This window comes from Cupriavidus oxalaticus (genome assembly GCF_016894385.1).
GTDB lineage: Bacteria > Pseudomonadota > Gammaproteobacteria > Burkholderiales > Burkholderiaceae > Cupriavidus > Cupriavidus oxalaticus.
Window position 1 is genome coordinate 619,770 of record NZ_CP069812.1, and the last position, 24,895, is coordinate 644,664.

23 protein-coding genes are annotated in these 24,895 nt (G+C 68.3%); 11 read left to right on the top strand and 12 right to left on the bottom strand.

Annotation, left to right across the window (positions count from 1 at the left end; translation table 11 throughout):
- The first annotated feature begins 250 nt into the window (after positions 1-250).
- Positions 251-544, top strand: coding sequence for a hypothetical protein (locus tag JTE92_RS15205; protein ID WP_063236909.1), 294 nt, complete (start codon positions 251-253; stop codon positions 542-544).
- Positions 545-550: 6 nt separating this feature from the next.
- On the opposite strand, the gene JTE92_RS15210 is transcribed toward JTE92_RS15205, so the two are convergent.
- The 6 genes from JTE92_RS15210 to JTE92_RS15235 all read right to left on the bottom strand — a co-directional run bounded on the left by JTE92_RS15210 (position 551) and on the right by JTE92_RS15235 (position 8,893).
- On the bottom strand, positions 551-1,156 hold the full coding sequence (locus JTE92_RS15210) for a UdgX family uracil-DNA binding protein (protein WP_063236910.1): 606 nt from the start codon (positions 1,154-1,156) through the stop codon (positions 551-553).
- Between the two features lie 19 nt (positions 1,157-1,175).
- On the bottom strand, positions 1,176-1,949 hold the full coding sequence (locus JTE92_RS15215) for a PIG-L family deacetylase (RefSeq protein WP_063236979.1): 774 nt from the start codon (positions 1,947-1,949) through the stop codon (positions 1,176-1,178).
- A gap of 333 nt (positions 1,950-2,282) precedes the next feature.
- On the bottom strand, positions 2,283-2,762 hold the full coding sequence (locus JTE92_RS15220; RefSeq protein ID WP_116386751.1) for a hypothetical protein: 480 nt from the start codon (positions 2,760-2,762) through the stop codon (positions 2,283-2,285).
- A 288-nt stretch (positions 2,763-3,050) separates the two neighbouring features.
- Positions 3,051-7,160: a CheR family methyltransferase gene (locus JTE92_RS15225; RefSeq protein WP_063236911.1), complete on the bottom strand. Its 4,110-nt coding sequence runs from the start codon at positions 7,158-7,160 to the stop codon at positions 3,051-3,053.
- A 40-nt stretch (positions 7,161-7,200) separates the two neighbouring features.
- Entirely contained in the window at positions 7,201-8,169 is a 969-nt protein-coding gene (locus JTE92_RS15230) for a chemotaxis protein CheB (RefSeq protein ID WP_063236912.1), read from the bottom strand.
- 61 nt (positions 8,170-8,230) lie between these two features.
- Positions 8,231-8,893: a recombinase family protein gene (locus JTE92_RS15235; protein WP_084254423.1), complete on the bottom strand. Its 663-nt coding sequence runs from the start codon at positions 8,891-8,893 to the stop codon at positions 8,231-8,233.
- Between the two features lie 580 nt (positions 8,894-9,473).
- Between JTE92_RS15235 and JTE92_RS15240 the strand changes: the two genes are divergently transcribed.
- Together JTE92_RS15240 and fdxA are read left to right on the top strand one after the other, a co-directional pair.
- Positions 9,474-9,941 (top strand): hemerythrin domain-containing protein, encoded by a 468-nt coding sequence (locus JTE92_RS15240; protein WP_063236913.1) that lies wholly within the window; start codon positions 9,474-9,476, stop codon positions 9,939-9,941.
- Positions 9,942-10,117: 176 nt separating this feature from the next.
- On the top strand, positions 10,118-10,447 hold the full coding sequence (gene fdxA / locus JTE92_RS15245; RefSeq protein ID WP_063236914.1) for a ferredoxin FdxA: 330 nt from the start codon (positions 10,118-10,120) through the stop codon (positions 10,445-10,447).
- Here the strand turns inward: fdxA and JTE92_RS15250 are convergent.
- Positions 10,444-11,538 carry a substrate-binding domain-containing protein gene (locus tag JTE92_RS15250; RefSeq protein WP_063236915.1) on the bottom strand — a complete coding sequence of 365 codons (1,095 nt, stop codon included), beginning with the start codon at positions 11,536-11,538 and terminating at the stop codon, positions 10,444-10,446. The two genes, fdxA and JTE92_RS15250, sit on opposite strands and share 4 nt — an antisense overlap.
- A 155-nt stretch (positions 11,539-11,693) precedes the next feature.
- Here JTE92_RS15250 and JTE92_RS15255 point away from each other — a divergent pair, with 155 nt between their 5' ends.
- From JTE92_RS15255 to JTE92_RS15275, 5 genes are read left to right on the top strand one after another with little or no spacing between them, the layout of a single operon-like run.
- Complete coding sequence (locus tag JTE92_RS15255; protein WP_063236916.1) at positions 11,694-12,212, top strand: formate dehydrogenase subunit gamma; 519 nt, start codon at positions 11,694-11,696, stop codon at positions 12,210-12,212.
- A complete protein-coding gene (locus JTE92_RS15260; RefSeq protein WP_063236917.1) occupies positions 12,209-13,795 on the top strand; it encodes a formate dehydrogenase beta subunit in 1,587 nt (528 codons plus the stop codon). The genes JTE92_RS15255 and JTE92_RS15260 overlap by 4 nt, the downstream gene beginning before the upstream one ends.
- A 33-nt stretch (positions 13,796-13,828) precedes the next feature.
- The gene (gene fdhF / locus JTE92_RS15265) at positions 13,829-16,720 is read left to right on the top strand and encodes a formate dehydrogenase subunit alpha (protein ID WP_063236918.1); all 2,892 of its coding nucleotides are present in this window, start codon (positions 13,829-13,831) and stop codon (positions 16,718-16,720) included.
- A gap of 15 nt (positions 16,721-16,735) precedes the next feature.
- Complete coding sequence (fdhD, locus tag JTE92_RS15270; RefSeq protein ID WP_084254424.1) at positions 16,736-17,620, top strand: formate dehydrogenase accessory sulfurtransferase FdhD; 885 nt, start codon at positions 16,736-16,738, stop codon at positions 17,618-17,620.
- Positions 17,617-17,841: a formate dehydrogenase subunit delta gene (locus JTE92_RS15275; RefSeq protein WP_063236919.1), complete on the top strand. Its 225-nt coding sequence runs from the start codon at positions 17,617-17,619 to the stop codon at positions 17,839-17,841. The genes fdhD and JTE92_RS15275 overlap by 4 nt, the downstream gene beginning before the upstream one ends.
- Positions 17,842-17,863: 22 nt before the next feature.
- Here JTE92_RS15275 and JTE92_RS15280 read toward each other — a convergent pair whose 3' ends face one another.
- The 3 genes from JTE92_RS15280 to JTE92_RS15290 form a co-directional block, all read right to left on the bottom strand.
- Complete coding sequence (locus JTE92_RS15280; RefSeq protein WP_063236920.1) at positions 17,864-18,574, bottom strand: DUF899 family protein; 711 nt, start codon at positions 18,572-18,574, stop codon at positions 17,864-17,866.
- Between the two features lie 145 nt (positions 18,575-18,719).
- Positions 18,720-19,415: a transglycosylase domain-containing protein gene (locus tag JTE92_RS15285; RefSeq protein WP_063236921.1), complete on the bottom strand. Its 696-nt coding sequence runs from the start codon at positions 19,413-19,415 to the stop codon at positions 18,720-18,722.
- A 66-nt stretch (positions 19,416-19,481) separates the two neighbouring features.
- Positions 19,482-20,930, bottom strand: coding sequence for a DASS family sodium-coupled anion symporter (locus tag JTE92_RS15290; RefSeq protein WP_063236922.1), 1,449 nt, complete (start codon positions 20,928-20,930; stop codon positions 19,482-19,484).
- Between the two features lie 445 nt (positions 20,931-21,375).
- On the opposite strand from JTE92_RS15290, the gene JTE92_RS15295 reads away from it, so the two are divergent.
- From JTE92_RS15295 to JTE92_RS15305, 3 genes are read left to right on the top strand one after another with little or no spacing between them, the layout of a single operon-like run.
- Positions 21,376-21,621, top strand: a complete 246-nt coding sequence (locus tag JTE92_RS15295; protein ID WP_063236981.1) for a hypothetical protein — start codon at positions 21,376-21,378, stop codon at positions 21,619-21,621.
- Positions 21,622-21,670: 49 nt separating this feature from the next.
- The gene (locus JTE92_RS15300; protein WP_063236923.1) at positions 21,671-22,492 is read left to right on the top strand and encodes a tyrosine-protein phosphatase; all 822 of its coding nucleotides are present in this window, start codon (positions 21,671-21,673) and stop codon (positions 22,490-22,492) included.
- A 12-nt stretch (positions 22,493-22,504) separates the two neighbouring features.
- A complete protein-coding gene (locus JTE92_RS15305) occupies positions 22,505-23,299 on the top strand; it encodes a TOBE domain-containing protein (protein WP_063236924.1) in 795 nt (264 codons plus the stop codon).
- Between the two features lie 149 nt (positions 23,300-23,448).
- On the opposite strand, the gene JTE92_RS15310 is transcribed toward JTE92_RS15305, so the two are convergent.
- Both JTE92_RS15310 and modB read right to left on the bottom strand, forming a co-directional pair.
- Positions 23,449-24,171 (bottom strand): ATP-binding cassette domain-containing protein, encoded by a 723-nt coding sequence (locus JTE92_RS15310; protein WP_063236925.1) that lies wholly within the window; start codon positions 24,169-24,171, stop codon positions 23,449-23,451.
- Positions 24,172-24,173: 2 nt separating this feature from the next.
- Positions 24,174-24,890 (bottom strand): molybdate ABC transporter permease subunit, encoded by a 717-nt coding sequence (modB, locus tag JTE92_RS15315; protein ID WP_063236926.1) that lies wholly within the window; start codon positions 24,888-24,890, stop codon positions 24,174-24,176.
- Between the last annotated feature and the right edge of the window lie 5 nt (positions 24,891-24,895).

The following is a 24,895-nucleotide window of genomic DNA, read 5'->3' on the forward strand; positions in this document are numbered from 1 at the left end:
GGCCATGGACTGGACACCGGCCTGCGTCAGCGCGGCCGGTCGCTGGCGGGTCGTCATATCGCACTTTCTACAAGCGCTGGCGGTTCTTACAGGCGTCATCGGCGGCATGCCGTGTGGTCGGGGAGGGGCCGGGGAGGGGCCGGGGATGGGCCCCCCATGTGTCCGGTCCGCCGCAGCCGCGCTGCCGTGGAACGAAAGTTGCGCGCCATGCAGAAGTGGCCGCGCCGCGGCCGATGCCTCAGGAGGTGCCATGAAACAAAGCAAGCACGACACGTCGGGCGACCCGTCGCTCGACCAGCGCCAGGGACTGGATGACCGCGAACTGCAGGAAAACGCGGCGGAAAACCAGCGCGCGCGCGAACGCGCCGCGGCGGACTGGGAGCATGCGGCTTCGCATCGCAAGGACGAACCCAAGGAGCAGTCCGCACGGCGGCGCGAAGAGAGGCCCGGCCGCGGAGACTTCCCGCCCGGCGTCGGCAAGCGCGACCTGCACGACCCGGGCAGCCGCGATCCCGATGCGCCGCCCACCGTGAACCGTTCCTGATACTGGCTAGCTTTCACCGCGCGCCAGCCGCGCGGCGGCGCGCAGGCTGCGCACGATGCGGTCGAACGCGGCCGCGCGCGCGTCGTCGGAACGCTGGCGCAGCGCGAACGACGGGTGATACGTGGCGATGACGAGCCGGCCCTCGTGCTCGACCGGCGTATCCATCATCGTGCCCAGCGTCACGCTCTTGCGGCCCAGCACCGCGCGCGCGGCGGTGGCGCCCAGCGCGACGATGATCCTCGGATCCACCTGCTTCAGCTCGCGCTCGAGCCACAGGTGGCAGGCTTCGATCTCCAGTTGGCCCGGCGACTTGTGCAACCGCCGCTTGCCACGCAACTCGAACTTGAAGTGCTTGACCGCATTGGTCATGAACAGCTTGTCGCGGTCCAGCCCGGCCTGTTCCAGCGCATCGTCCAGCAGGTGTCCCGCGGGGCCCACGAACGGCGAGCCCTGCAGGTCTTCCTGCGAGCCGGGCTGCTCGCCCACCAGCATGATGCGCGCGTGCGACGCGCCGGCGCCGGGCACGCCCTGCGTGGCGTTGCGCCACAGCGGGCAACGCCGGCATTCATTCAGTTCGGCACGGCTGACTGGTGGCTTCCTGCGCTCGGGCATGGCATCGCTACAACATCGGTTATTGGAAAGGAAGGGAATCAGCCTTGCGCGGCTCGCTGGCCGACAGCGACCAGTAGCGCTCCGGCGCGCACAGGTCGCACAGCTGCGCTTCGCCGAGCATCTGCACCTGGCTCTGGTAGGCATTGACCGCGTAGCTCTTCTGGGCCAGGAGCTGGTTGACCGGCAGGTTCACGGGGGTCGCGTGCAGGCCCGCACGCAGGCATTCGGCCAGCCGTTGCTGCAGCACACCGGGCAGGCGGCGGTAGATCGCGTCTTCGTAGTACAGCCACTGCACCGGCAGTGCCGGCGCCGCTTGCGCGCGCGCGGGCACCAGCAGCGCCGCCCCCGCCGACGCGCGCGCCTGCGCCTCGTGCATCAGCAGGCGGCAGGCGTCATGCGCCAGCACGTGGTCGGAATGGAACAGGCCGAGCGGCGCCGCCACCATGCCGTCGGCCAGCATCAGCAGCACCGGCTGCAGGCTGTCGGCGATCTCGCGCGGCGTATGGCTGCGGCCGTACTGGCTGTCCGGGAAATCGAGCCAGACCGCCTGCGCGCCCAGCATGCCAAGCGCGCGGTTGTCTTCGCGCCGGCGCGCGAGCATCGCCTGCTCGGCGCTGTCGAAGCCCGCGGCGCGGTCCCGGCCCGGTGCCACCACGCCGGCGGCCGGCACGCCGGCGAAGATCGTCACCACGCGCGCGCCGCGTGCCGCGGCGATCAGGCCGCCGCAGCTGAACACCGCGTCGCCCAGGTGCGGTGAAATCACCGTCACCGGGCCGGCTATGTCGGTCACCATGGAATCACCATTGCCATCGCCACTCTGCCGTCGCCACTCCAGGTAGCCGCGGCTGCCCAGTTGGCGGGCGAGGTGCGCCACGTAGATATTCTGGCCGCCGCAATCCGTGCTGCCGACACTGGCCAGCGGCGAAGCGTGTTCACTGATGAGCGCGATCTTGCGCATGGTGGACTCCTGTTTGCCGCCACGCCCGCCAATGCGGGCCGACCTGGGCAGGCGCTGGCCTCAGCAGCTAGGGTGCCAGTGCGGGAACCCGGTGCATGCGCTGCGGAATGGGACGAGACGCTGCGCATGGTGGCGGGGTGAGCCGCAAGGGAACCGAAGGCAATCCGTTCAGCCTTTGCCGCGGGCCAGGCCATTTCCGGTGACAATGCCGCTGCCATGGCCGTCCAGTGCCCCACCCGCGCCTTTGCGCGCGGAGGTACCGGCCGAGACGGTGCAGCAGACCAGGTAGTACGCCCGTTTCAGCGCCATCGCGGCCTGCACTTTCGCGCCTGCTGCGGCGCTGGCAAACGCCTCGTGCAAGCAGTGGTCGATACTGTCGGCGGTGCCATGCTGCTCGAACAGCCCCTCGGGCCGCTGTGCCCATAGCGTGAGCAGGACCCGTTGGCGTTGCGCCATCGTATGCGGTGGCCATACCCGGTCGCGGCTCAGCAGTTCCAGGCGGGTCGCCAGCAGGGTCTCGAGGAACAGGGTGGGCCGCGCAGCGCGCGGGGCGGGGGAGGCCGGCTGTAAGGCCGGTGCGCAGGCAGCGCAGGCTACCTCCGCCGGATCGGTCTCCGCGGGCGCGTCGTGATGCAGGAAGAGGGTCATGGCGGTGAGGCGGCTTCCGCGGCTGCCACTCATGCGAAGCATGGCGCTGCGCCCCGGTGCCGGAGTCTGGTTGCGCTTGCGCGCTCACAGGTATCGCTGCAAGGAGCGTTCCACCGCGCCTCCGAGGCGGCAGGCGCGGCGCCAGCCAGCGTGGTGCCGCACCCTGCGGGGATTATTGCAATGCTGCGCGTAAATCCGGCCCGGGCGTTCGCGGCCGCACCGGCGATCTCGGGGCGACGTGGGGGCGACCTGGGGCGAAATTGCGCGCGAAACCTGCGCCGCTGTGCATCAGGCCACGCGCAGTTCCCGGATGGCGTTCAGCAAGGCCTCCAGTGAAACCGGCTTGGTCAGGTGGGCGTCGAAGCCTGCCTGCATCGACTCCCGGATATCGTCCGGCCGGCCATAGCCGCTCAATGCAATCGCGGTCAGCTTGTGCAGGTGCGGCTGGCGGCGGATGGCGCGAATGAAGTCCAGCCCCGACATGCCGGGCATGCCGATGTCAGACAGCAACAGGTCGGGACAATGCTGCCCGAGGCGGTCCAGTGCCTCCTGCCCGCTGGTGGCGACCGATACGCTGGCGCCCTCCATTTCGAGCAGCAGCTTGAAGGTCTCGACCGTGCCGGAATCGTCGTCGACCAGCAGGATCTCGGTGCCGCCCAGCGGCAGCGACGGCGCGGGCGCCGGCGTGGTGTCGGCCGCGATTTCCTCGCGCAGCGGGAACGTCACCGTGAACACCGAACCCTTGCCGATCCCGTCCGAATTCGCGCGCACCGTGCCGCCCTGCATGGTCGCCAGCTCGCGTACCAGCGACAGGCCGATGCCAAGGCCGCCCTGCCGTGCGCTCGGCGCGGTGCCCTGGCGAAACATATCGAAGATATGCGGCAGGCTCTGCGCGTCGATGCCAACGCCGGTATCGCGTATCTCCAGCACGCCTTCGCCGCGCTCTCGCGCCAGCGAAACCCTGATGCTGCCGCCGGCGCTGGTGTACTTGAGCGCATTGCTGATCAGGTTCCAGACCACCTGCTCGACCCGGGTCAGGTCGGCGTCGATCATCAGCGTGCCGGCCGGCAAATCGCGCTCGAGCGCGATGCTCTTGCGCCCGGCCTCTTCCTCGATGGCGCGGCAGACGCGGTCGACCACTTCGTGCCAGTCGACCGGCGCGCGCGCAATCGACAGCTTGCCGGTGCGCAGGCGCGACATGTCGAGCAGGTCGTCGATGATGTGCGCCTGGCCGATCACGGTGCGCCGGATGGTGCCGGCGGCGCGCTGGATCACCGGGTTGCCGCGCGCTTCGGGGGAACGGATGATCAGTTCGGCGCTGGCGCTGATCAGGTTGAGCGGATGCTTGAGTTCGTGCGACACCACGGCCAGGAACTCGTCGCGCATGCGTTCGGCACGCGCGTCGGCGCGTTCGCCGGAGAGCGCATCGGGGGAAGCGATGACCCCCTGGCGCCCGGTGCGCGTGGCCAGCCGCGTCAGCGCCACTTCGTCGAGGTTGCGCATGATCTTGGCAAAGCCGCTGAAGCCGCCCTTGTCCAGGCGCGACAGCACGCCGCTGGCGCGGAAGCGGCTGCCGTCCTTGCGCTGGTGCCAGCGGTCTTCTTCAACGCGGCCGTACAGGCGCGCCTGCGCCATTTCTTCCTGGGCAATGCGGGCGGCACGGTCTTCGGGCGTGTACAGGACTTCCGCCTCCTGTCCGAGCATCTCCGCCTCGGCATAGCCGAAGATGCGTTCCGCGCCGGTGTTCCAGCTGGTGACGCGGCCTTCGTCGTCGAAGGTGATGATGGCGTAGTCGCGGGTGCTTTCGGCCACGATATTCATGCGCTTCTCGCCTTCGCTGAGGCGCTCTTCCGCGGTGCGGCGCGAGGTGATGTCGATGAACGACAGCACCGCGCCCTCGATGCGGTCCTCGGTGGTGCGGTACGGCAGGAAGCGCGCCAGGTACCAGCAACCGTCGTTGCTCTTGACCTCGCGTTCGATCAGGCGCAGGGAATCGAAGGCTTCGCCGGCATCGTCGGCAAGCTTGTCGTAATCGAGCCGGTGCGTGATATCGAGCAGCGAACGGCCGATGTCGGACGGGATGATGCTGAAGACATCGGTGGCACGCGGGGTGTAGCGCTTGATGCGCAGGTTGCGATCGACGAAGACCGTGCCGATGTCGTTGGCCATGATCAGGTTCTGCAGGTCGTCATTGATCTTGCCGGTTTCCTCGACCTTGGACTTGAGTTCGGCGTTGACGGTGGTCAGCTCTTCATTGATCGACTGCAGTTCTTCCTTGCTGGTCTCCAGCTCTTCCGTGGTCGAGCGCAGCTCCTCGTTGATCGCCTGCAGTTCTTCGTTGGAGGCCTTCAGCTCCTCGGTCGAGGTCTCGGACTGCTCGATGGTGGCCTGCAGCTGCTCCTTGGTGCGATGCAATTCGCGTTCGAGCTGCGCGATCAGCGGGTCGCGCTCGTCGGCGGCCTGGCCGCGCGGCGTCGCGCTCATGCTGTCCTCGACCTCATCGAACAGCACCAGCACGAAGTCGCCGTTGGCTTCGGCGTCGTGTACCGGGCGCGCGGTCATGTTGACGAAGAACTGCCTGCCGTCGCGTTCGAGCTGCACGCGCCTGGCCTCGACGCTGTGGTTGGTCTGCAGCGCCTGGTAGATCGCGGTACGCAGTTCCAGCCGCAGTTCCTGGCGCACCGCGCCGATGATGTTGTGCGAGGGCACGCCGCCGGCGTACTGCAGGAAGCGCCCGGCGCGGTCCGACAGGTGCACGATCTCGGAATCGCGGCTGACCAGCACGCTCGGCGGCGCGTGCTGCTCGATCAGGCGCTGGTGCAGGTCGCCGAAGGAGAACTTGCGCTTGCCGGCGGGCTGCAGCACCGTCACCGGCGAGCGCGCATTGAGCATGCCGGCCGACAGCGGCAACGGCGTTTCGACGCGCACCGCGACGTTGGCGCGGTAGATGCGGGCCTTCTTGTCGACCACCGAAAACAGGTTGCTGACGCTGTCGGCGGCTTCGGAGCTGCCCAGGAACAGGTAGCCGCCCGGGCGCAGCGCGAAATGGAAGGTGCGCAGGATCTCGGCCTGCGCCTCGCGGTCCAGGTAGATCAGCAGGTTGCGGCAGCAGATCAGGTCCAGCCGCGAGAACGGCGGATCGCTGAGCACGTTGTGCAGCGCGAACAGCACGCGCTCGCGCAGCTCCTTGCGCACGCGGAAGTGCGTGCCGTCCTTGGTGAAGAACTGCCGCACCCGCGCCGGCTCGACGTCGGCGATGATCGGTTCGGGGTACAGCCCGTTGCGCGCGATCGCCACGGCGCGTTCGTCGATATCGGTGGCAAAGACCTGGAACGGCAGCTGGTCGGGGGTCTGCGACGACGTTTCCTGCAGCAGCATGGCCAGCGAATACGCTTCTTCGCCGGTGGCGCAGCCAGGCGCCCAGACCCGGATCGAGTCGTTCTCGGTGCGGTCCTGGAACAGGCGCGGCAGCACGTCGGCGCGCAGCAGGTCAAACGCTTCCCTGTCGCGGAAGAAATTGGTCACGCTGATCAGCATGTCCTGCAGCAGCGGTGCCGTTTCTTCCGGGTGCAGGTGCAGGTAGTCGCGGTATTGCTGCAGGTCCGTCAGGCCATTGACCTGCAGCCGGCGCTCGATGCGGCGCAGCACCGTGGCGCGCTTGTAGTGGCGGAAATCATGCGAAGTGCGGGTGCGCAGGATCACCATGATCTCGCGCAGCGCGCGCTCGTTGCTTTCCGATGGCGGCGCGGGCTCGGGTGCGTCTTCTTCGTCGGGCGGCCTGGGCAGCTGGATATGGCTGGCGGTATTCCACAGGTCGAGCAGGCGCTGCGGGATCTCGTTGGCGCGCATGACGAAGTCGACCAGGCCGGTGCTGATGGCTGTGCGCGGCATGCTCGAGTATTCGGCTTCCTCCGGCTCCTGGGCGATGGTGATGCCGCCCAGCTCCTTGATGCGGGTCAGCCCGACCGAGCCGTCGGAGCCGGCGCCGGACAACACCACGCACACGGCGCGCTGGCGATGGGCATCGGCCAGCGAGCGGAAGAACAGGTCGATGGCCGCGCCGCGGCCGTCGCGGCGTTCCTGCGGGCCCACGCGCAGGTAGCCGTCGATCATGGTCAGGCTGTGGTTGGGCGCAATGACGTAGACGTGGTTGGCTTCGATGCGCGTGGTGTCGGTGACCTGCCGTACCGGCATGGTGGTGTGTGCCTGCAGCACCGGCGCCAGGTTGCTGGCGTGGTCGGGCGCGAGGTGGACGACGAGGACAAAGGCTGCGCCGGTGCGGGCGGGCAGCCCGTCGAATACCTGGATCAGGGCTTCAATACCCCCGGCGGACGCGCCGATCCCGACCACGGGAAAGACGAGCTGGCTGGACAGGGGGCGTTCACGATTCTTGGCCATCGCTGCGTGGATAAGTTGGGTGCGCCGGCCGGGTGCGGCGCTATCCCTCGCGGAGCCAGCCTTCGATGCGCTTCGCGGACGCTGCAGCGCGGCCCGCTGCCTCGGTGTACCGGCGTGATTCGCCGGTTTCGCCGACTTGCATATGATACGCCGCAATCTGCGTGTAAAGCTCGCGCTGTTCGTGCAGCGCGCGCAAGGCATCGAAGAGCGTGTGTTCGAGTGAGCCATCGGCGGCGTGGCGCAGCGTCGACATGCCGAAGGCATGGCCGGTGTGGCAGCGGAAGCGTGGCGGCTGCGTGTCGCGCATCTGCCAGAGGGCGCCACCGCATTCAGGGCACGTCAGCGCTGACGGCAGCGCAATCCTTTCCACGGCCTCGATCGAGGAGGGGCCCAGCGCTACGCCGTGCTCGATGCGCAACGATTCGGGCAGCTCGGCGAAGGGGCCTGCCGCGGAGCCGGCCAGTTCCACCAGCCTGGGCGCGATCGCCGCCAGCGGCAGCACGTAGTCGGGCGGCGAGGCGCGCATGGCGTTGCGCGGCATGTCGGCCGCGAAAGCGCTGTCGGGATCCTGCACGATGGTTACGCCGCCGCACTGGCGCACTGCGCGCAGGCCGGCCGCGCCGTCGTCGAGCTGGCCGGTCAGCACTGCCGCGACCACGCGGTTGCGGCGCGCCACGGCCGCGCTCCGGAACAGCGGATCGATCGCCGGCCGCGCAAAGTTCTCTTTCGGCCCGCGCACCAGCTGCGCATGCTCGTCGACGATCATCAGGTGGTGGTCGGGCGGCGCCACATAGATCGCGCCGGGCCGCAGCGGCTCGCCATCGCGGGCATGGCGAGCCGGCAGCGGCCCGGCGCTCGCCAGCATGTCGGGCAGCATGCTCGGATTGGCGCCGATATGCAGCACGGCCAGTACGGTCGCCTCCAGGCCGGCCGGCAGACCGGCGGCGATTTCCCGCAGCGCATCGACGCCGCCGGAAGAGGCGCCCAGGACTATGGTGTCGCGCTTCATGGAATCTCGGGTGGGTTTCAGGCCGCTGCCCGCAGCGGGAATCGGTCGGCAGGCTGCCGGCCTACTCCACGGTGGATACCTCTGCCGGCACGTCGGGCGCGGCAGCGGTGCCGGTGGCGATGCCGGTGCCGGATGGCTGGACGATGGCCGGCGCCGCCGCGCGTATCCGCAGCACGGTCTGGCGCGAGGTGTTGAAGCGCCGCGCGGTTTCGCTGACCGTCTGGCCTTCCGCCAGCGAGCGCAGGATGGCATCGCGCTCGTCGGGCTTGTGCTTGGGCGGGCGCCCCACCGCCCGGCCCATGGCCTTGGCCGCAGCCAGGCTGTCGCGCACGCGCGCGCTGCGCGTGCTGCCCTCCAGCGCGGCCACGGCGCGCAGCACCATGACCGCCTCCGGCGGTGCGGCGCAGGCCAGGTTGGCGCGGCTGAGCTGCACGCAATGCAGCGCCACCCCGAGCAGGCGGAACCGGCGGATCGTGCCCAGCACTTCCTGCACGCTCCAGCCCAGGCAGCTCAGCTGCATCGTCACCAGGGTATCGCCGGCCCGCACCCGTTGCAGCAGCGACAGCAGCCGCGGCCGTTCGGCCGCGGGCACCGAGGCCGGCTCGCACTCCCAGAAAGCACGGCGCAGGTCCACGGTATAGCCGGCCCGGTCGGCTATGCGCAGTTCGTCTTCCATCGCTTCGAGGTCACGGGCGCGGTTCGAGTAGATGAAGGTAGACGTCATGAGGATTCCTCGTTCTGGTTTTCGTCTCCGGTCGCGCGGCGCGGCGTCCCTCCGGGCAAGTCCGGCAGGCGACCTCTTTCTTCTGATTAGCAAAACTCGTCCCACCAGCAGGGGGCGGCAAGATAGTGACGGTTAACGTGCTTGTGTGTGCATTCCTGACATGTACGTAAAACAGGTTTTACGTACTCTCTGCGGACGCGCTGTGACTGCTATAAGGCGCTGCCGGAAGCCGGAGCGTGGCCGGCGCAGCGCTGTTTCGGCTATCTCCCTATCTCCTTTACGGCGCGGTGCTGGGGCAAGGCCCGGGTCGACATGCGCCTGCGTGGGCCAGGCCCGAAGGTTGACCCGCAGGTTGGCGGTTCTGGCCCGTTCGACAGTCGTCCTCGGGGCGTCGGCAGCGCCTTGGCGGGCACAAATAACAACCCTTCGCGCAGGAATTGCAATGATTGCCGGGCGCGCGTGCCGGATCCGTGCCGCTGTTGCCCCGGCCCCACCATGTGCGGGCCCGGCACAGAACCTGCCTGCCTGGTCGCAAAGCCGGGTCAGGCCGGCTCCCCACTCAAGCTCCCAGGAGGCAATCGTGGACAAGTCGAAGATTCCCGCAGACCAGGCCGAGGCCCTCGGCGCCTTGATGGACGATCACCGCGCGGTCAAGAAACTGTTCAAGGCGTTCAAGGACACCGGGGACCGGCATGAAAAGAAATCGATCGCGCTCGAGGTCTGCCAGCAGCTGACCGTGCATGCCACCATCGAGGAAGAGATCTTCTACCCGGCGCTGCGCGGCGTAGGCGATGACATCGACGACATGCTGGACGAAGCCCAGGTCGAGCACCAGGTCGCCAAGGACCTGATCGCGGCGATCGAGGAGGACCCGGCAGGGGATATGCTCGAAGCCAACTTTACGGTGCTGTCCGAGTACGTCTCCCACCATATCGAGGAAGAGGAAGGCGAACTGTTCAAGCACGCGATCAAGGCGAAGGTCAACCTGCGCGACGTGGCAGCGGCCATGGCGGCGCGCAAGGAAGAACTGATGCAGCAAACGGCCTGATTGCTGATTGCTGACTACGGATCGCCGCGGGCCGGGTACGTAACCTGAGCGCAGCGGATGGACTTCAGGCGATTTGGCTTCAGGCGATTTGAAGGAGTCGCACAAGGCCGCGCCACCTGCGCCGCTTGCCGGGCGGCTACGATGGCGCGGTCTTGACTGCCGTACCCCGTTTGCCCATGACCTTTGTCGTGACGGATGCCTGCATCCAGTGCCGCCACACCGACTGCGTCGAAGTCTGCCCGATGACGTGTTTCCACGAAGGGCCCAACTTCCTCGCCATCGACCCCGACCAGTGCATCGACTGCTCGATGTGCGTGCCGATGTGCCCGGTGGGCGCCATCTATTCCGAGCATGACCTGCCTGGCGACAAGCGCCATTTCATCGCGCTGAACGCCGAGCTGTCGCGCCGGCCGGACTGGCCGCCGCTGCTGCAGGCCAAGGGCCCGATCGCGGGTCACGAGCAATGGGCGGATCATCCTGACCGTCTGGCACTGCTGGCGCGCTAGCGCGTGCCGGTGTAGTCGGGAAACGCTTCGTCCAGCGTCAGCACGCTGCCGGTCAGCGCGCCGTCATAGCCCGGCAGCGCATCGACGCGCTGGCGGAACGCCTCGCTGGTCAGCGCGCCGACCGCGCCGGACAGCGCCGCGCTGCGCAGCATCGATTTTTCGATGGCGAAGAAGTAGCGCTCCTTGATCACCGGCTCGAAGCCCAGCCCGAAGCGCCGCGCCGCGGTTTCCACGCCGAAGCCCACATCCGCCATGCCGCTGCCGATATACGCCGCCACCGCGGCGTGGGTGAACTCGCCGTTGCTGTAGCCCTCGATCCGTGCCGGGTCGATATGGCGCGCGGCCAGCATCAGGTCGAGCAGCAGCCGCGTGCCCGAGCCCACCTGCCGGTTGACGAAGCGCACCTCGCGCCGGGTCAGGTCTTCCAGCGTGCGGATCCCGAGCGGGTTGCCCGGGCGCACGAACAGGCCCTGGCTGCGCACCGCCAGGTGCACCAGGCAGTGCGTGCCGGGCTTGAGCCAGGTGGTGAAGTGGCGCCACATGCCGTGCTCGAACTCGCCCACCGGCACATGGAAGCCGGCGATATCGCACGCGCCCTCGGCCAGCGCCGCCACCGCCTCGACGCTGCCGCAGTACTTCAGGTCGTGCCGCACCTGCTGCTCGTCGAGGAAGTCGCGCAGCGCGGCCACCGCGAAACCATGGCTGGCATGCAGCCGCACTGCCGCCCCGGACTGCTCCATCAGCTTCTTCAGTTCGATTTCCAGCTCGGAGGCCAGGCTGTCCAGCGTTGGCGACAGCCGCGCGCCGATCCGCTTGCTGGCCCACACCAGCTGCTGCGCCAGCGGGGTCAGCGCGCTGCCGCGCCCGCGGGTCTTGTCGATCAGCGGGCCGCCGAACAGGGCCTCGGCGTCACGCAGGATGCCCCAGGCGTAGCGGTACGACAGCGACACCGCCTGCGCGGAGTGACTGATGCTGCCCGATTCCTCGATATGGCCCAGCAGGGCGACCAGCCGCGACACGTCGAGGGCCCCGGCGCCGGGGCTGCCGTCGTCGCGGATTTGCAGGTGGGGGAGGATCGAGATGCGAAGCATATGAAAAAAATAGCTTATTGATAGACCGTTGTCACTCTCATATATTGCATCCACGGGCCAAACGGCAGGGTTGAAGGCTCGGAAATAGGAAAAAAATAGCATATAGAGGGTCCGGCGGCCATGCTGAGAGCCCCAGCGACCCCACAGGAGACGCCATGCCAGACACTGCTCCCAACGCCCAGGCCTGCGCCGCCGCGATCGACGCCATCGTGGCCGCGCGGCAAGACATGCCGGGCGCATTGCTGCCGATCCTGCACGAGATCCAGGATACGCAGGGCCATATCCCCGAGGCCGCCGTGCCGGTGATCGCGCGCGCGCTGAACCTGTCGCGCGCCGAGGTGCATGGCGTGATCACCTTCTACCACCACTTCCGCCAGCAGCCGGCCGGCCGCCATGTGATCCAGGTGTGCCGGGCGGAGGCTTGCCAGGCGGTCGGCGCCGAGGCGCTGGCAGAGCATGCCACGCGCTCGCTCGGCTGCGGCTTCCATGAAACCAGCGCCGACGGCGCGGTCACGCTGGAGCCGGTGTACTGCCTGGGCCAGTGCGCGTGCGGCCCGGCCGTGATGGTCGGCGAGCGGCTGCACGGCTATGTCGATGCGAAGCGCTTCGATGCGCTGGTCCGGTCGCTGCGCGAAGCACAGGCCGCCAACGAAACCGCGGAGGTCCAGGCATGAGCGCCGCTGTCAACTCCACCGTCAACACCATCTTCGTGCCGCGCGATTCCACCGCGCTGGCGCTCGGCGCCGATGAGGTGGCCCGCGCGATCGAACGCGAGGCGGCCCGCCGCGGCGAAGCGGTGCGTATCGTCCGCAACGGCTCGCGCGGCATGTTCTGGCTGGAGCCGCTGGTCGAGGTGCAGACCGAAGCGGGGCGCGTGGCCTATGGCCCGGTCAGCGCGGAAGACGTGCCGGCGCTGTTCGATGCGGGCCTGCTGCAGGGCGGCGCGCATGCGCTGGCGCATGGCCTGACCGAAGAGATCCCGTTCCTGAAGAAGCAGGAGCGCCTGACCTTTGCCCGCATCGGCATCACCGACCCGCTGTCGCTGGACGACTACCGCGCGCACGAGGGGTTCGCCGCCCTGGAGCGCGCGCTGTCGATGGCGCCCGCCGAGATCGTGCAGGAAGTCACCGATTCCGGGCTGCGCGGCCGCGGCGGCGCCGCCTTCCCGACCGGCATCAAGTGGAAGACCGTGCTGGGCGCGCAGTCGGCCGTCAAGTACATCGTCTGCAATGCCGACGAAGGCGACTCGGGCACGTTCTCCGACCGCATGGTGATGGAAGACGACCCGTTCATGCTGATCGAGGGCATGACCATCGCCGGCCTCGCGGTGGGCGCCGAGCAGGGCTACATCTACTGCCGTTCCGAATACCCCCACGCCATCGCCGTGCTGGAAAGCGCGATCGCCATCGCCCACGCGGCCGGCTGGCTGGGCGACGATCTGCGTGGCAGCGGCAAGCGCTTCCGCCTTGAAGTACGCAAGGGCGCGGGCGCCTATGTCTGCGGCGAGGAAACCGCGCTGCTGGAAAGCCTGGAAGGCAAGCGCGGCGTGGTGCGCGCCAAGCCGCCGCTGCCGGCGCTGGAGGGCTTGTTCGGCAAGCCCACGGTGATCAACAACGTGATCTCGCTGGCCACCGTGCCGGTGATCCTGGCGCGCGGCGCGCAGTACTACCGCGACTACGGCATGGGCCGTTCGCGCGGCACGCTGCCGTTCCAGCTGGCCGGCAACATCAGACAGGGCGGGCTGGTGGAAAAGGCGTTCGGCGTCACGCTGCGCGAGCTGCTGGTCGACTACGGCGGTGGCACCCGCAGCGGCCGTGCCATCCGCGCGGTGCAGGTGGGCGGCCCGCTGGGCGCCTACCTGCCGGAGTCGCGCTTCGACGTGCCGCTGGACTATGAGGCCTATGCCGCGTTCGGCGGCGTGGTCGGCCACGGCGGCATCGTAGTGTTCGACGAGACCGTCGACATGGCGAAGCAGGCGCGCTACGCGATGGAGTTCTGCGCCATCGAATCGTGCGGCAAGTGCACGCCGTGCCGGATCGGCTCGACCCGCGGCGTCGAGGTGATGGACCGCATCATCGCCGGCGAGCAACCTGTGAAGCACGTCAAGCTGGTGCGCGACCTGTGCGACACCATGCTGTACGGCTCGCTCTGCGCCATGGGCGGCATGACGCCGTACCCGGTGCTGTCCGCGCTGAATGAATTCCCCGAGGACTTCGGCCTCGCCCCCAACCCGGCCCACGCGGCCAAGGCGGCGTGAGCTGACGCCAGAACAGAAAACGGGAGACAAACCATGGACTGCCGCGATGTGATCGATTTCGGTACCCCCGCCAGCGAATCGACCCAGCTGGTCACCCTTGAAATCGACGGCGTCAGCGTCACCGTGCCGGCCGGCACTTCGGTGATGCGCGCCGCAATGGAGGCCGAGGTCAGCGTGCCCAAGCTGTGCGCCACCGACAGCCTCAAGGCCTTCGGCTCGTGCCGGCTGTGCCTGGTCGAGATCGAAGGGCGCCGCGGCTATCCGGCCTCGTGCACCACGCCGGTGGAAGCCGGCATGAAGGTGAAGACGCAGAGCGACAAGCTCGCCGACCTGCGCCGCGGCGTGATGGAGCTCTATATCTCCGACCACCCGCTCGACTGCCTGACCTGCCCGACCAACGGCAACTGCGAGCTGCAGGACATGGCGGGCGTGGTGGGGCTGCGCGAGGTGCGCTACAACGACGGCGGTCCGGAAGCAAAGCCGATCGCCACGCACACCGCGCTGGAGAAGGACGAATCGAATCCTTACTTCACCTATGACGCCTCGAAGTGCATCGTCTGCAACCGCTGCGTGCGCGCCTGCGAGGAAACGCAAGGCACCTTCGCGCTGACCATCAGCGGACGCGGGTTCGATTCCCGAGTCTCCCCCGGCACCAGCCAGTCATTCATGGACTCGGACTGCGTCTCGTGCGGCGCCTGCGTGCAGGCGTGCCCGACCGCGACGCTGACCGAGACCTCCGTCATCAAGCTGGGCCAGGCCTCGCACAGCACCGTCACCACCTGCGCCTACTGCGGCGTGGGCTGCTCGTTCAAGGCGGAGATGAAGGGCAACGAGGTCGTGCGCATGGTGCCGTACAAGGACGGCAAGGCCAACGAAGGCCACGCCTGCGTCAAGGGCCGCTTTGCCTGGGGCTACGCCACGCACAAGGACCGCATCCTCAAGCCGATGATCCGCGCGAAGATCACCGATCCGTGGCGCGAAGTGTCGTGGGAAGAGGCGATCGGCTACGCCGCATCGGAGTTCAAGCGCATCCAGGCGAAGCACGGCAAGGATTCGATCGGCGGCATCGTGTCGTCGCGCTGCACCAACGAAGAGGGCTACCTGGTGCAGAAGCTGGTGCGCGCCGCCTTCGGCAACAACAACGTCGACACCTGCGCGCGCGTTTGCCATTCGCCCACCGGCTATGGCCTGAAGCAGACGCTGGGCGAATCGGCCGGCACGCAGACCTTCAAGTCGGTGGAAAAGGCCGACGTGATCATGGTGATCGGCGCCAACCCGACCGACGGCCACCCGGTGTTTGCCTCGCGCATGAAGAAGCGGCTGCGCGCCGGCGCGAAGCTGATCGTGGTCGATCCGCGCCGCATCGACCTGGTCGACTCGCCGCATATCCGCGCCGACTACCACCTGCAGCTGCGCCCCGGCACCAACGTCGCGCTGGTGACGTCGCTGGCGCACGTGATCGTCACCGAAGGCCTGCTCAACGAAGCGTTTATCGCCGAGCGTTGCGAGGACCGCGCGTTCAACCAGTGGCGCGATTTTGTCGCGCAGTCGGAGAATTCGCCCGAGGCGATGGAAAGCGTCACCGGCATCCCGGCGGAACAGCTGCGCGGCGCCGCGCGCCTGTACGCCACCGGCGGCAACGCCGCGATCTATTACGGCCTGGGCGTCACCGAGCATGCGCAGGGCTCCACCACCGTGATGGGCATCGCCAACCTGGCCATGGCCACCGGCAATATCGGCCGCGAGGGCGTGGGCGTGAATCCGCTGCGCGGGCAGAACAACGTGCAGGGCTCGTGCGATATCGGCTCGTTCCCGCATGAGCTGCCGGGCTACCGCCACGTATCGGACTCGACCGTGCGCGGCATGTTCGAGGCCGCGTGGAATGTCGAGATCAGCCCCGAGCCGGGCCTGCGCATTCCCAACATGTTCGAGGCCGCGCTGGGCGGCAGCTTCATGGGCCTGTACTGCCAGGGCGAGGACATCGTCCAGTCGGACCCGAACACGCAGCATGTGTCCGAAGCGCTGTCGTCGATGGAATGCATCGTGGTGCAGGACATCTTCCTGAACGAGACCGCCAAGTACGCGCACGTGTTCCTGCCGGGCTCGTCGTTCCTGGAGAAGGACGGCACCTTCACCAATGCCGAGCGCCGCATCTCGCGCGTGCGCAAGGTGATGCCGCCCAAGGCCGGCTACGCCGACTGGGAAGCCACCATCCTGCTGGCCAATGCGCTCGGCTACCCGATGGACTACACCCATCCGTCGCAGATCATGGACGAGATCGCGCGCCTGACGCCGACGTTCTCCGGCGTCAGCTACAAGCGGCTGGACGAGCTGGGCAGCATCCAGTGGCCGTGCAACGCCGACGCGCCGGAAGGCACGCCGACCATGCATATCGACGCCTTCGTGCGCGGCAAGGGCAAGTTCATCATCACCAAGTATGTGCCGACCACCGAGAAGATCACGCGCGCCTTCCCGCTGATCCTGACCACCGGCCGCATCCTGTCGCAGTACAACGTGGGCGCGCAGACGCGGCGCACCGACAACGTCTACTGGCACGCCGAGGACCGGCTGGAGATCCATCCGCACGACGCGGAAGAGCGCGGCATCAAGGACGGCGACTGGGTCGGCGTGCAGAGCCGCGCGGGCGATACGGTGCTGCGCGCCATTGTCAGCGAGCGCATGCAGCCGGGCGTGGTCTACACCACCTTCCATTTCCCCGAGTCCGGCGCGAACGTGATCACCACCGACAACTCGGACTGGGCCACCAACTGCCCGGAATACAAGGTCACCGCGGTGCAGGTGATGCCGGTTGCGCAGCCGTCGGCCTGGCAGCAGCAGTACCACGACTTCAACACGCAGCAGCTGCAGTTGCTGGAAGCGGCCAGCGCGGATCCGGCACAAACCGCCGCGCAGGCGGCAAACTGAGCGGAGGGCGACATCATGATGCGCTGCATGCAGTCACCGCAAGCCGATCCAGCTGCGCTGGACGAGATGCCGACCCACAGCACCTTTGCCGTCAGCCGCTGGCGGCAGGGCGAAATCTCGCTGAGTCCCGACGAGGTGGCCGAGGAGGTACCGGTCGCGCTGGAATACAACGGCATCTCGCATGCGGTGATGCTGGCCACGCCGGCCGACCTGGAGGACTTCGCGCTCGGCTTCAGCCTGAGCGAAGGCATCGTCTCGACGGCGCGCGATGTCTATGACATCGAAGTCGACATGCGCGAGCATGGCATCGCGGTGCGGCTTGATATTGCGTCGGAAGCGTTCATGCGGCTGAAGGACCGCCGCCGCTCGCTGGCGGGGCGCACCGGCTGCGGCCTGTGCGGGACCGAGTCGCTGGAGCAGGTCATGCGCACGCCGGCACCGGTGCGCAGCGGCGCCAGCTTCCATACCGACGTGATCCAGGCTGCGTTCGTGCAGCTCCAGCTGCGCCAGGCACTGCAGCACGACACCGGCGCCACCCACGCCGCCGCATGGCTGCGTGCCGACGGCCATGTATCGCTGGTGCGCGAAGACGTGGGGCGCCACAACGCGCTCGACAAGCTGGCCGGCGCGCTCGCGCGCAGCGGCGAGGACATCGCCACGGGCGCGGTGCTGGTGACCAGCCGGGCCAGTTATGAAATGGTGCTGAAGACCGCGGCCATCGGCGCCGGCGTGCTGGCGGCAGTGTCGGCACCGACGGCGCTGGCGGTGCGGCTGGCCGAGCAGGCCAATGTCACGCTGGCCGGGTTCGTCCGGGCCGGCGCGCACGTGGTCTATGCCCATCCCCAGCGCCTGCAACACGGCCTGCAACACGGCCTGCAACACGAAGCGAGCCTTGTATGAACGTCGAGAACCTGATCACCATGGCCAACCAGATCGGCAGCTTCTTTGAAGCGATGCCGGATCGCGAGGAGGCGGTCTCCGATATCGCCGGGCATATCAAGCGCTTCTGGGAGCCGCGCATGCGCAGGGCGTTGCTGGGGCACGTCGATGGCGAATCCGGCGTCGGGCTGGATGCCATCGTGCAGGAGGCGCTGGCGCGGCACCGGAGCGTGCTGGAATAAGGAGGCTTGCCGGCGCCGTGCGTCAGGCGCTGCCACCGTATTCCAGCTGCGGATACCAGTCCCCACCGCGCCCTTCCGGCGTGGTATCCAGCAACGTCCAGAGCGGGTCCAGGTCCGGCGCGCCGCGCGGATCCTGTCCGGGATCGGCCGTGAGGGCATACATCTCGCCGCTCCAGAAGTGCCGGATCTTGCCGTCGCGGCGCGTGAAAACCGTGTAGCCGGGCACGTCACCGTCTTCCGGGCTGACATAGTCCCGCGTGAATGCGCCGTCGACGTCGGCATAGACCTTCAGTCTGGTCCAGCCGCGCGCCTTCTTCGCCTGCAGCAGGCGCTCGACCGGCGAGCGGGCGACCATCGCCAGCGCCACGCGCTGCTCGATATCCGGCACCTTGTGGTCCCATGATCCCATCAGCGATGTGCACATCGGGCAAGGCCGTTCGCGCTGCGGCCCGAACATGTAGCTGTAGACCACCAGGGTGTCCTTGTCGCCGAACAGTTCCTCCAGCGTCACGGGACCGTGTTCGCCCTGGAAGGCATAGCGTTTGGTGACTTCGCCGCCGGGCGGCAACCGGCGGCGTTGCGCTGCAACGCGTTCGATATGCCGCCGCAGTTCGATCTCTTCAGCCAGCAGCGCATTGCGCGCCTTGCGGTACTCGGCGCTTTCGTTGGGGAAATGAACCGGATTGCGCTGCGCCAGGTCCGTGGCGGGGGTGAGTGTTGCCTTGGCATCCATGTCGGCCCTCCTTGTCAGGCTAGCTTCCCGGAACCGCCATGCAAGGTGCGCTGCCCGCCACCAGGCGGGCTCGCGGATGGCATGGCCCGTCATGGTTGGTGCCCGCCCGGCAGGGAATCGTTCCCGCGCCGTATGTCCCGGGGCGTCACTTCAGCCGCAAAGGCTCCAGCAGCGCCCCGTCGTATTCCGGATGCGAAATCCTGCCCAGCTCCAGCATGCGCCGCAGGATATAGACCTGCCGCTGCCGCGCCCGGCGGGGGTTGGCAACCGGGTTGTTCGCCGAGGGCGCCTTGGGCAGGCCGGCCAGCATCGCGGATTCGGCCAGCGACAGTTGCGCCAGCGGCTTGCCGAAATAGGTCTGCGACGCATCGGCGAAGCCATACGCGCCCTGGCCGAGATAGATCTTGTTCAGGTACAGCTCGAGGATCTCGTCCTTGCTCAGCGCGTCCTCGATCCGGTACGACAGCAGCACCTCGTACAGCTTGCGCGTATAGGTCTTGTCGCGCGACAGGTAGAAGTTGCGCGCCACCTGCATGGTGATGGTCGACGCGCCCTGCGACAGGTCGTCCGACAGGTTGGCAACGCCCGCGCGGACCACGCCGACGTAGTCGATGCCGTCATGCACGTAGAAGCGCTCGTCCTCGATCGCCACCACGGCGTCGATCAGCTCGCGCGGATAGCGCGACAGCGGGACGTAGTCAGCGGTGCGGCGGAAATCCGTCAGTGCGTCGAGCGGCGGCAGCTGCCGCTGGACGGCGAGGATGGCAACGGTGGCAAGCAGCGCGCCGCCGACCACGGCGAGCACCAGCAGCTTGACGAAGGCGGACCAGAGGCTTTTCATGCCGCGTATTGTGCCAGCCGCGGGCGGCGGGTAGCGCCGCGCGGGTTTTCCGGCTGGATGGCGTCCTCATATCCAGCCCAGCCAGCGCCAGTACGTGGCCGCGAACAGCAGCATCAGGGCATAGCCGACGATGGTGACCGGGATGCCGATGCGCGCGAACTGGCGGCCATTGAAGGTCTCGGTGCCCAGGCAGACCATGTTCTGCGGCGCGTTGATCGGCAGGATAAAGCCGAAGCTCACGGTAAAGCCCAGCAGCATGGTGATGCCGACGCGGTTGATGTCGCCCGGCAGGGTCTGCAGCACCGAGATCAGGATCGGCAGCAGCGCCGCGGTCAGCGCGGTGGCGCTGGCAAAGCCCAGGTGGATCAGGATCAGGAACGCCGCCAGGATGGCGAATACCATCACCGCGCCCTGCGTGGCCAGGCCCGAATGCGTCACCACGAACTCGCCGAGCCACTGGCCGGCCTTGGTGGACAGCAGCGCCGTGCCCAGGCTGATGCCGACGCCGAACACGATCAGCGTGCCCCACGGCGTGCGCTGCTGCATGGTCTTCCAGTCCATCACGCCGATGCGCGGCAGCATCAGGATCACCAGCCCGACAAAGGTCACGGTGGCGGTGTCGAAGCTGTGCAGCTTGCCTTCGGTGGCCCAGAACAGCAGCAGGCCGATCGACACGGCGGCCAGGCGCTTCTGCGGGGCGGCCATCGGGCCCAGGCCGGACAGCTCGCGCTGCACCGCTTCCTTGCCGCCGGGAATGGCTTCGGTCTCGGGCGGCAGCAGCCAGCGCACCAGGAAGTAAAGCACCACCGACATGACGATGGCCCATGGCGCGCCCGCGATCAGCCATTGCAGCCAGGTGATCCGCTCACCGAGCAGCTTGTCCATGAACCCCACCGTCAGCAGGTTCTGCGCGGCGGCGGTCTGGATGCCGACGTTCCAGATGCTGGTGGCCTGCGCCACCGTGATCATGATGCCGGCGGCGATATTCGACTTCTTGTCGACGCCGAACGCGGCGATCACGCCCATCATGATCGGCACCACGCACGCGCTGCGCGCGGTGGCGCTTGGCACCACCAGGCTCAGCGCGATGGTGACGGCGATCGTGCCGATCAGGATGCGGCGCGTGCTGGTGCCGATGGCCGACAGCGTCACCAGTGCGATGCGCCGGTCCAGCCCGGTCACGGTCATCGCCGCGGAGATGAACAGTGCCGCGGCCACCAGCGCCAGCGCGGTGTTGGAGAAGCCGGCCAGCGCCATGCCCAGCGCCCGCGAGGTGCCGTACTGCACGCCAGGGTCGTTGACCGTCGGCGCGAAGCCGATCAGCCCGGCCATCAGCGAGGTGATCATGATCGCGCTGGCCTCGTACGACACCGCCTCGGTGATCCACACCACGATGGCGAAGGCAAGGATGGCCAGCATGCGCTGGCCGGCAATGGTCAGGCCTTCGGGCTGCGGGATCGCGAGTACGGCGAGCAGCACGGCGACGGCGACGAACAGGCCCCAGTGCAGCGTCATCCTGGGCGCGGTGGCGCTGGCGGCTTCAGGGGCCGCAGGGGCCGCAGGGGCCGTGGGTGCAACTGGCGGAGTCGGGGAGGCCGGGGAAGCTTGAGAGGTATCGGGCATTGCCGTCATCCTTGTCGTTGATGATCCCTCGTCGGATGTCGGCAGCCGCGCCGGGCTTGCTCCGGCGGCCGGGCTCCTGGCCTGGCCGCCGCGTTCGACATGATAGGAATTGTCCGAGCCGGCAGGGGCGCTGTCGAGGCTCCGAATTGCCTCATTGCGCCGGCAATGATTCAAATCAAGTTTGATTTCGAACGACGGATTTTTGCGGCGGCTGCGCTATCCCATCTGTAAAGGCTGGCGCCACAAGGCGCGGCGGGCGATGCGGCGCACACGCCGCCACAGCCGGCCCACCGGGTGATGCATGCGTCGGTGTGATCTGAAATAATTGGAGCCGATGATGAAGGTTTTGGTACGCGGGCTGAAGGCAGGGCTCAGCGCTGCGGCGCTGCGCAAGGCACTGGCAAAGTACGCCAGCATCCGCTCGGTCGAGCTGGTCGAGGCCGGCGACCCGAGGCACCCGTGGGCCTGGGTCGATATCGACGCCGGCGCCCTCGCGGTGTGGAAGCTGGTGGCGCGGCTGGACCGGCGCTATGTCGCCGGCTGCCATCTGCGCTGGCATGTGCCGGCCTACCGCGGCCGCTGACGCGGCCAGCTGCCACGCCCGCATCGACAAGAACATTCAGGGAGCAACCATGAACAAGTGGTTTCAACGGGCGTTGCCGCAGGCCCACGCGATCGTGTCGCCGGGACCGGCGGCAGTGGACAGCACGGTCGGCAACGCGGCACTGGTCTTCGACACCATCAGCAATGCGCGTGACCTTGGCGGGCTGCGCGGCGCAGCCGGCCGCCGCGTGCGCAGCGGCCGGCTGTACCGCAGCGGCAACCCGGCGCTGGCCAGCGCGGCCGACCTGGAGCGGCTGCATGCGCTCGATCTCGACATGGTGGTCGACTTCCGTTCTCCCGGCGAGAAGTCGCCGGACGAGGCCGGCTTCGGCGCGCGCTTCAACTGGGTGGCGGTGCCGGTGCTGGACGGCAGCATGGCGATGGACGTGCTGATGCCGCGCCTGCGCGCCAGCACGCCGGCGCAGATCGACGGTTTCATGCTGGAGGTCTACCGCGATTTCCCGGTGCGCTACCGCGACGCCTTCGGCGGCTTCATGCAGACCGCCCAGGAGGGCAAGACGCTGCTGTTCCACTGCACCGCGGGCAAGGACCGCACCGGCTTTGCGTCGCTGCTGCTGCTGTCGGCGCTGGGCGTGGCGCAGGACGATATCCTGGCCAACTACCTGGAATCGAACCAGCGCAATGCCCGCTTCAACGAAACGGCGCTGGCACGCATGGCGCAGCTGGGCGTGAGCGCCGAGGCCATGATGCCGCTGCTGGAAGTCCGTGCCAGCTATCTCGATGCCTCGCTGCAGGCCATCGAGCAGGGCTGGGGCAGCGTCGACAACTACCTGGGCGACGCGCTCGCCGTCGACGTCGCGCAGCTGCGCGCGCACTACCTGGAAGACTGACGGATCGTGCCCATGCTTGAACTCCAGGGAGCCATCTGGTTCCGCTCCGGCTCGCAGGACTGGGGCGGCAAGGACCGCATCGCGCTGCTCGCCGCCATCGGCGAGCACGGTTCGATCACCGCAGCCGCGCGCGCGGTAGGCATCAGCTACAAGGCCGCGTGGGACGCCATCGACCTGATGAACAACAGCGCCGGCGAAGCGCTGGTGGTGCGCGCCGCCGGCGGCAAGGGCGGCGGCGGCACGCGCCTGACCGCGCGCGGCGAGCAGCTGATTCGCACCTACCGCGCGCTCGAGGACGAGCACCGGCGCTTTGTCGCGCAGCTGTCGCGGCTGGGCGAGGGCGCTGCCGACGACATCCACCTGATGAGGCGAATGATGATCAAGACCAGTGCGCGCAACAAGCTGTTCGGGCGTGTGGCCAGCGTGCGCGGCGGCGCGGTCAACGACGAGGTGGTGCTGGCGCTGCCGGGCGGGCAGCAGATCGTGTCGACGATCACGCATGAAAGCGTCGAGACGCTGGGGCTGGCCGCAGGCGTGGAGGCGTTCGCGCTGATCAAGGCGTCTTCGGTGCTGGTGGGCCTGCCCGACCCGGGCGTGCGGCTGTCGGCGCGCAACCAGCTGCCGGGCGTGGTGTCGCGCGTGATGCCTGGGGCGGTCAATGCGGAGGTGGTGATCGAGCTGGACGGCGGCGGCACCATCGCGGCGATCGTTACCAATGGCAGTGTGGAGACATTGGGGCTTGCCGCGGGCGTGCCGGCGGTGGCGGTGTTCAAGGCGTCCAGCGTGATTTTGGGGGTGGTGGGGTGAGGGTGGGGTGCTGACGGGCTTCACTTCGTCGATGCGCTGGCCCTCTCCCCCGGCCCCTCTCCCGCAGGCGGGAGAGGGGAGCAACCCGTTGGTATGCAAGAGCGTTGGAACTTGCCAATACCCCTGGCGATCGCAGACCTGCTGCGCCCTCAGGCCACGCGCGCCGACGCCGGCGCGTAAACCGGCGGATGGTGGCGGCCGGTGCCGCTGCCAAAGATGCGGCCTTCGCGGATCTCGAGCACGTGGTCGCCCAGCGCTTCCACGTCGGCGGGATCGTGCGAGATCACCAGCATGGGCACCTCCAGGCTCGCCTGCAGCGCGCGCAGCTCTTCGCGCATGCGCGCGCGCAGCGCGGGATCGAGCGCGGAGAAGGGCTCGTCGAGCAGCACGATGTCCGGCTCGGCCACCAGCGCGCGCGCCAGCGCCACGCGCTGCTTCTGGCCGCCGGAGATCTCGGCGGGATAGTTGCCGACGATCTCGGCCAGGCCGAAGGCGTCGATCCAGCGCTGCGCCTGCGCAGGCATCGCGCCGCGGCGCGGATTGCGCCAGCCGCGCGCCAGGCCGAAGGCGACGTTCTGGCCCACGGTGAGGTGCGGGAACAGCGCATATTCCTGGAACAGGTAAGCCACGCGGCGCTGCTGCGGCCGTATGTCGATGCCGGCCTCGCTGTCGAACAGCGTGCGCCCGTTCAGCACGATGCGGCCGCTGTCCGGCGGCAGCAGCCCGGCAATGGCGCGCAGCGTCAGGCTCTTGCCCGCGCCCGACGGCCCGAACAGCGCAATGCGGCGGCTGTCCGAATCGAAATCGATCTCAAGCTCGAAGTGCCGGTCGGCCGACACCATCTGCTTGCGGATGCTGACATGCATGCTCATGGCTAGGCCCGGGTGGCGCGCGGGCGCGGGCGCCGGCGTTCGTACGTGTCGGCAGGATTGCGCGCGGTGGCGGGCACCAGCCGGCCGGCAACCACCAGCAGCAGCACGCACGTGACCGAGGTCACCAGCACCAGCAGGTTGGCGGTGTTGTCGTCGCCGGCCTGCACGGCCTCGTAGATCGCCACCGACAGCGTCTGCGTGCGCCCGGGCAGGTTGCCGGCGATCATCAGCGTGGCGCCGAACTCGCCCAGCGCCCGCGCGAAGGCCAGCAGCACGCCGGCGATGATGCCGCGCGCGGCCAGCGGCAGCGTCACGCGGAAGAAGATGCCCGATTCGGAAACGCCCAGCACGCGCGCGGCGTTTTCCAACTGGTGATCGACTCCTTCGAAGGCAGCGCGCGCCGACTTGAGCACCAGCGGGAAGGCCACGATGGTCGAGGCCAGCACCGCGCCCTGCCAGGTAAAGATCAGCTCGATGCCGAGGCTGGACAGCCACTCGCCAAACACGCCGCGCCGGCCCACCAGCACCAGCAGATAATAGCCGAGCACGGTGGGCGGCAGCACCAGCGGCAGCGTCAGCACCGCGTCGACCACGTCGCGCAGCGGCGAGCGCCAGCGCGCCAGCGCCCACGCCGCGCCGACGCCAAGCACGGTGTTCAGCGCGGTGGCCCAGCCGGCAACCTTCAGCGATAACAGCAGCGGGACCCAGGCGGCATCCATGGCGT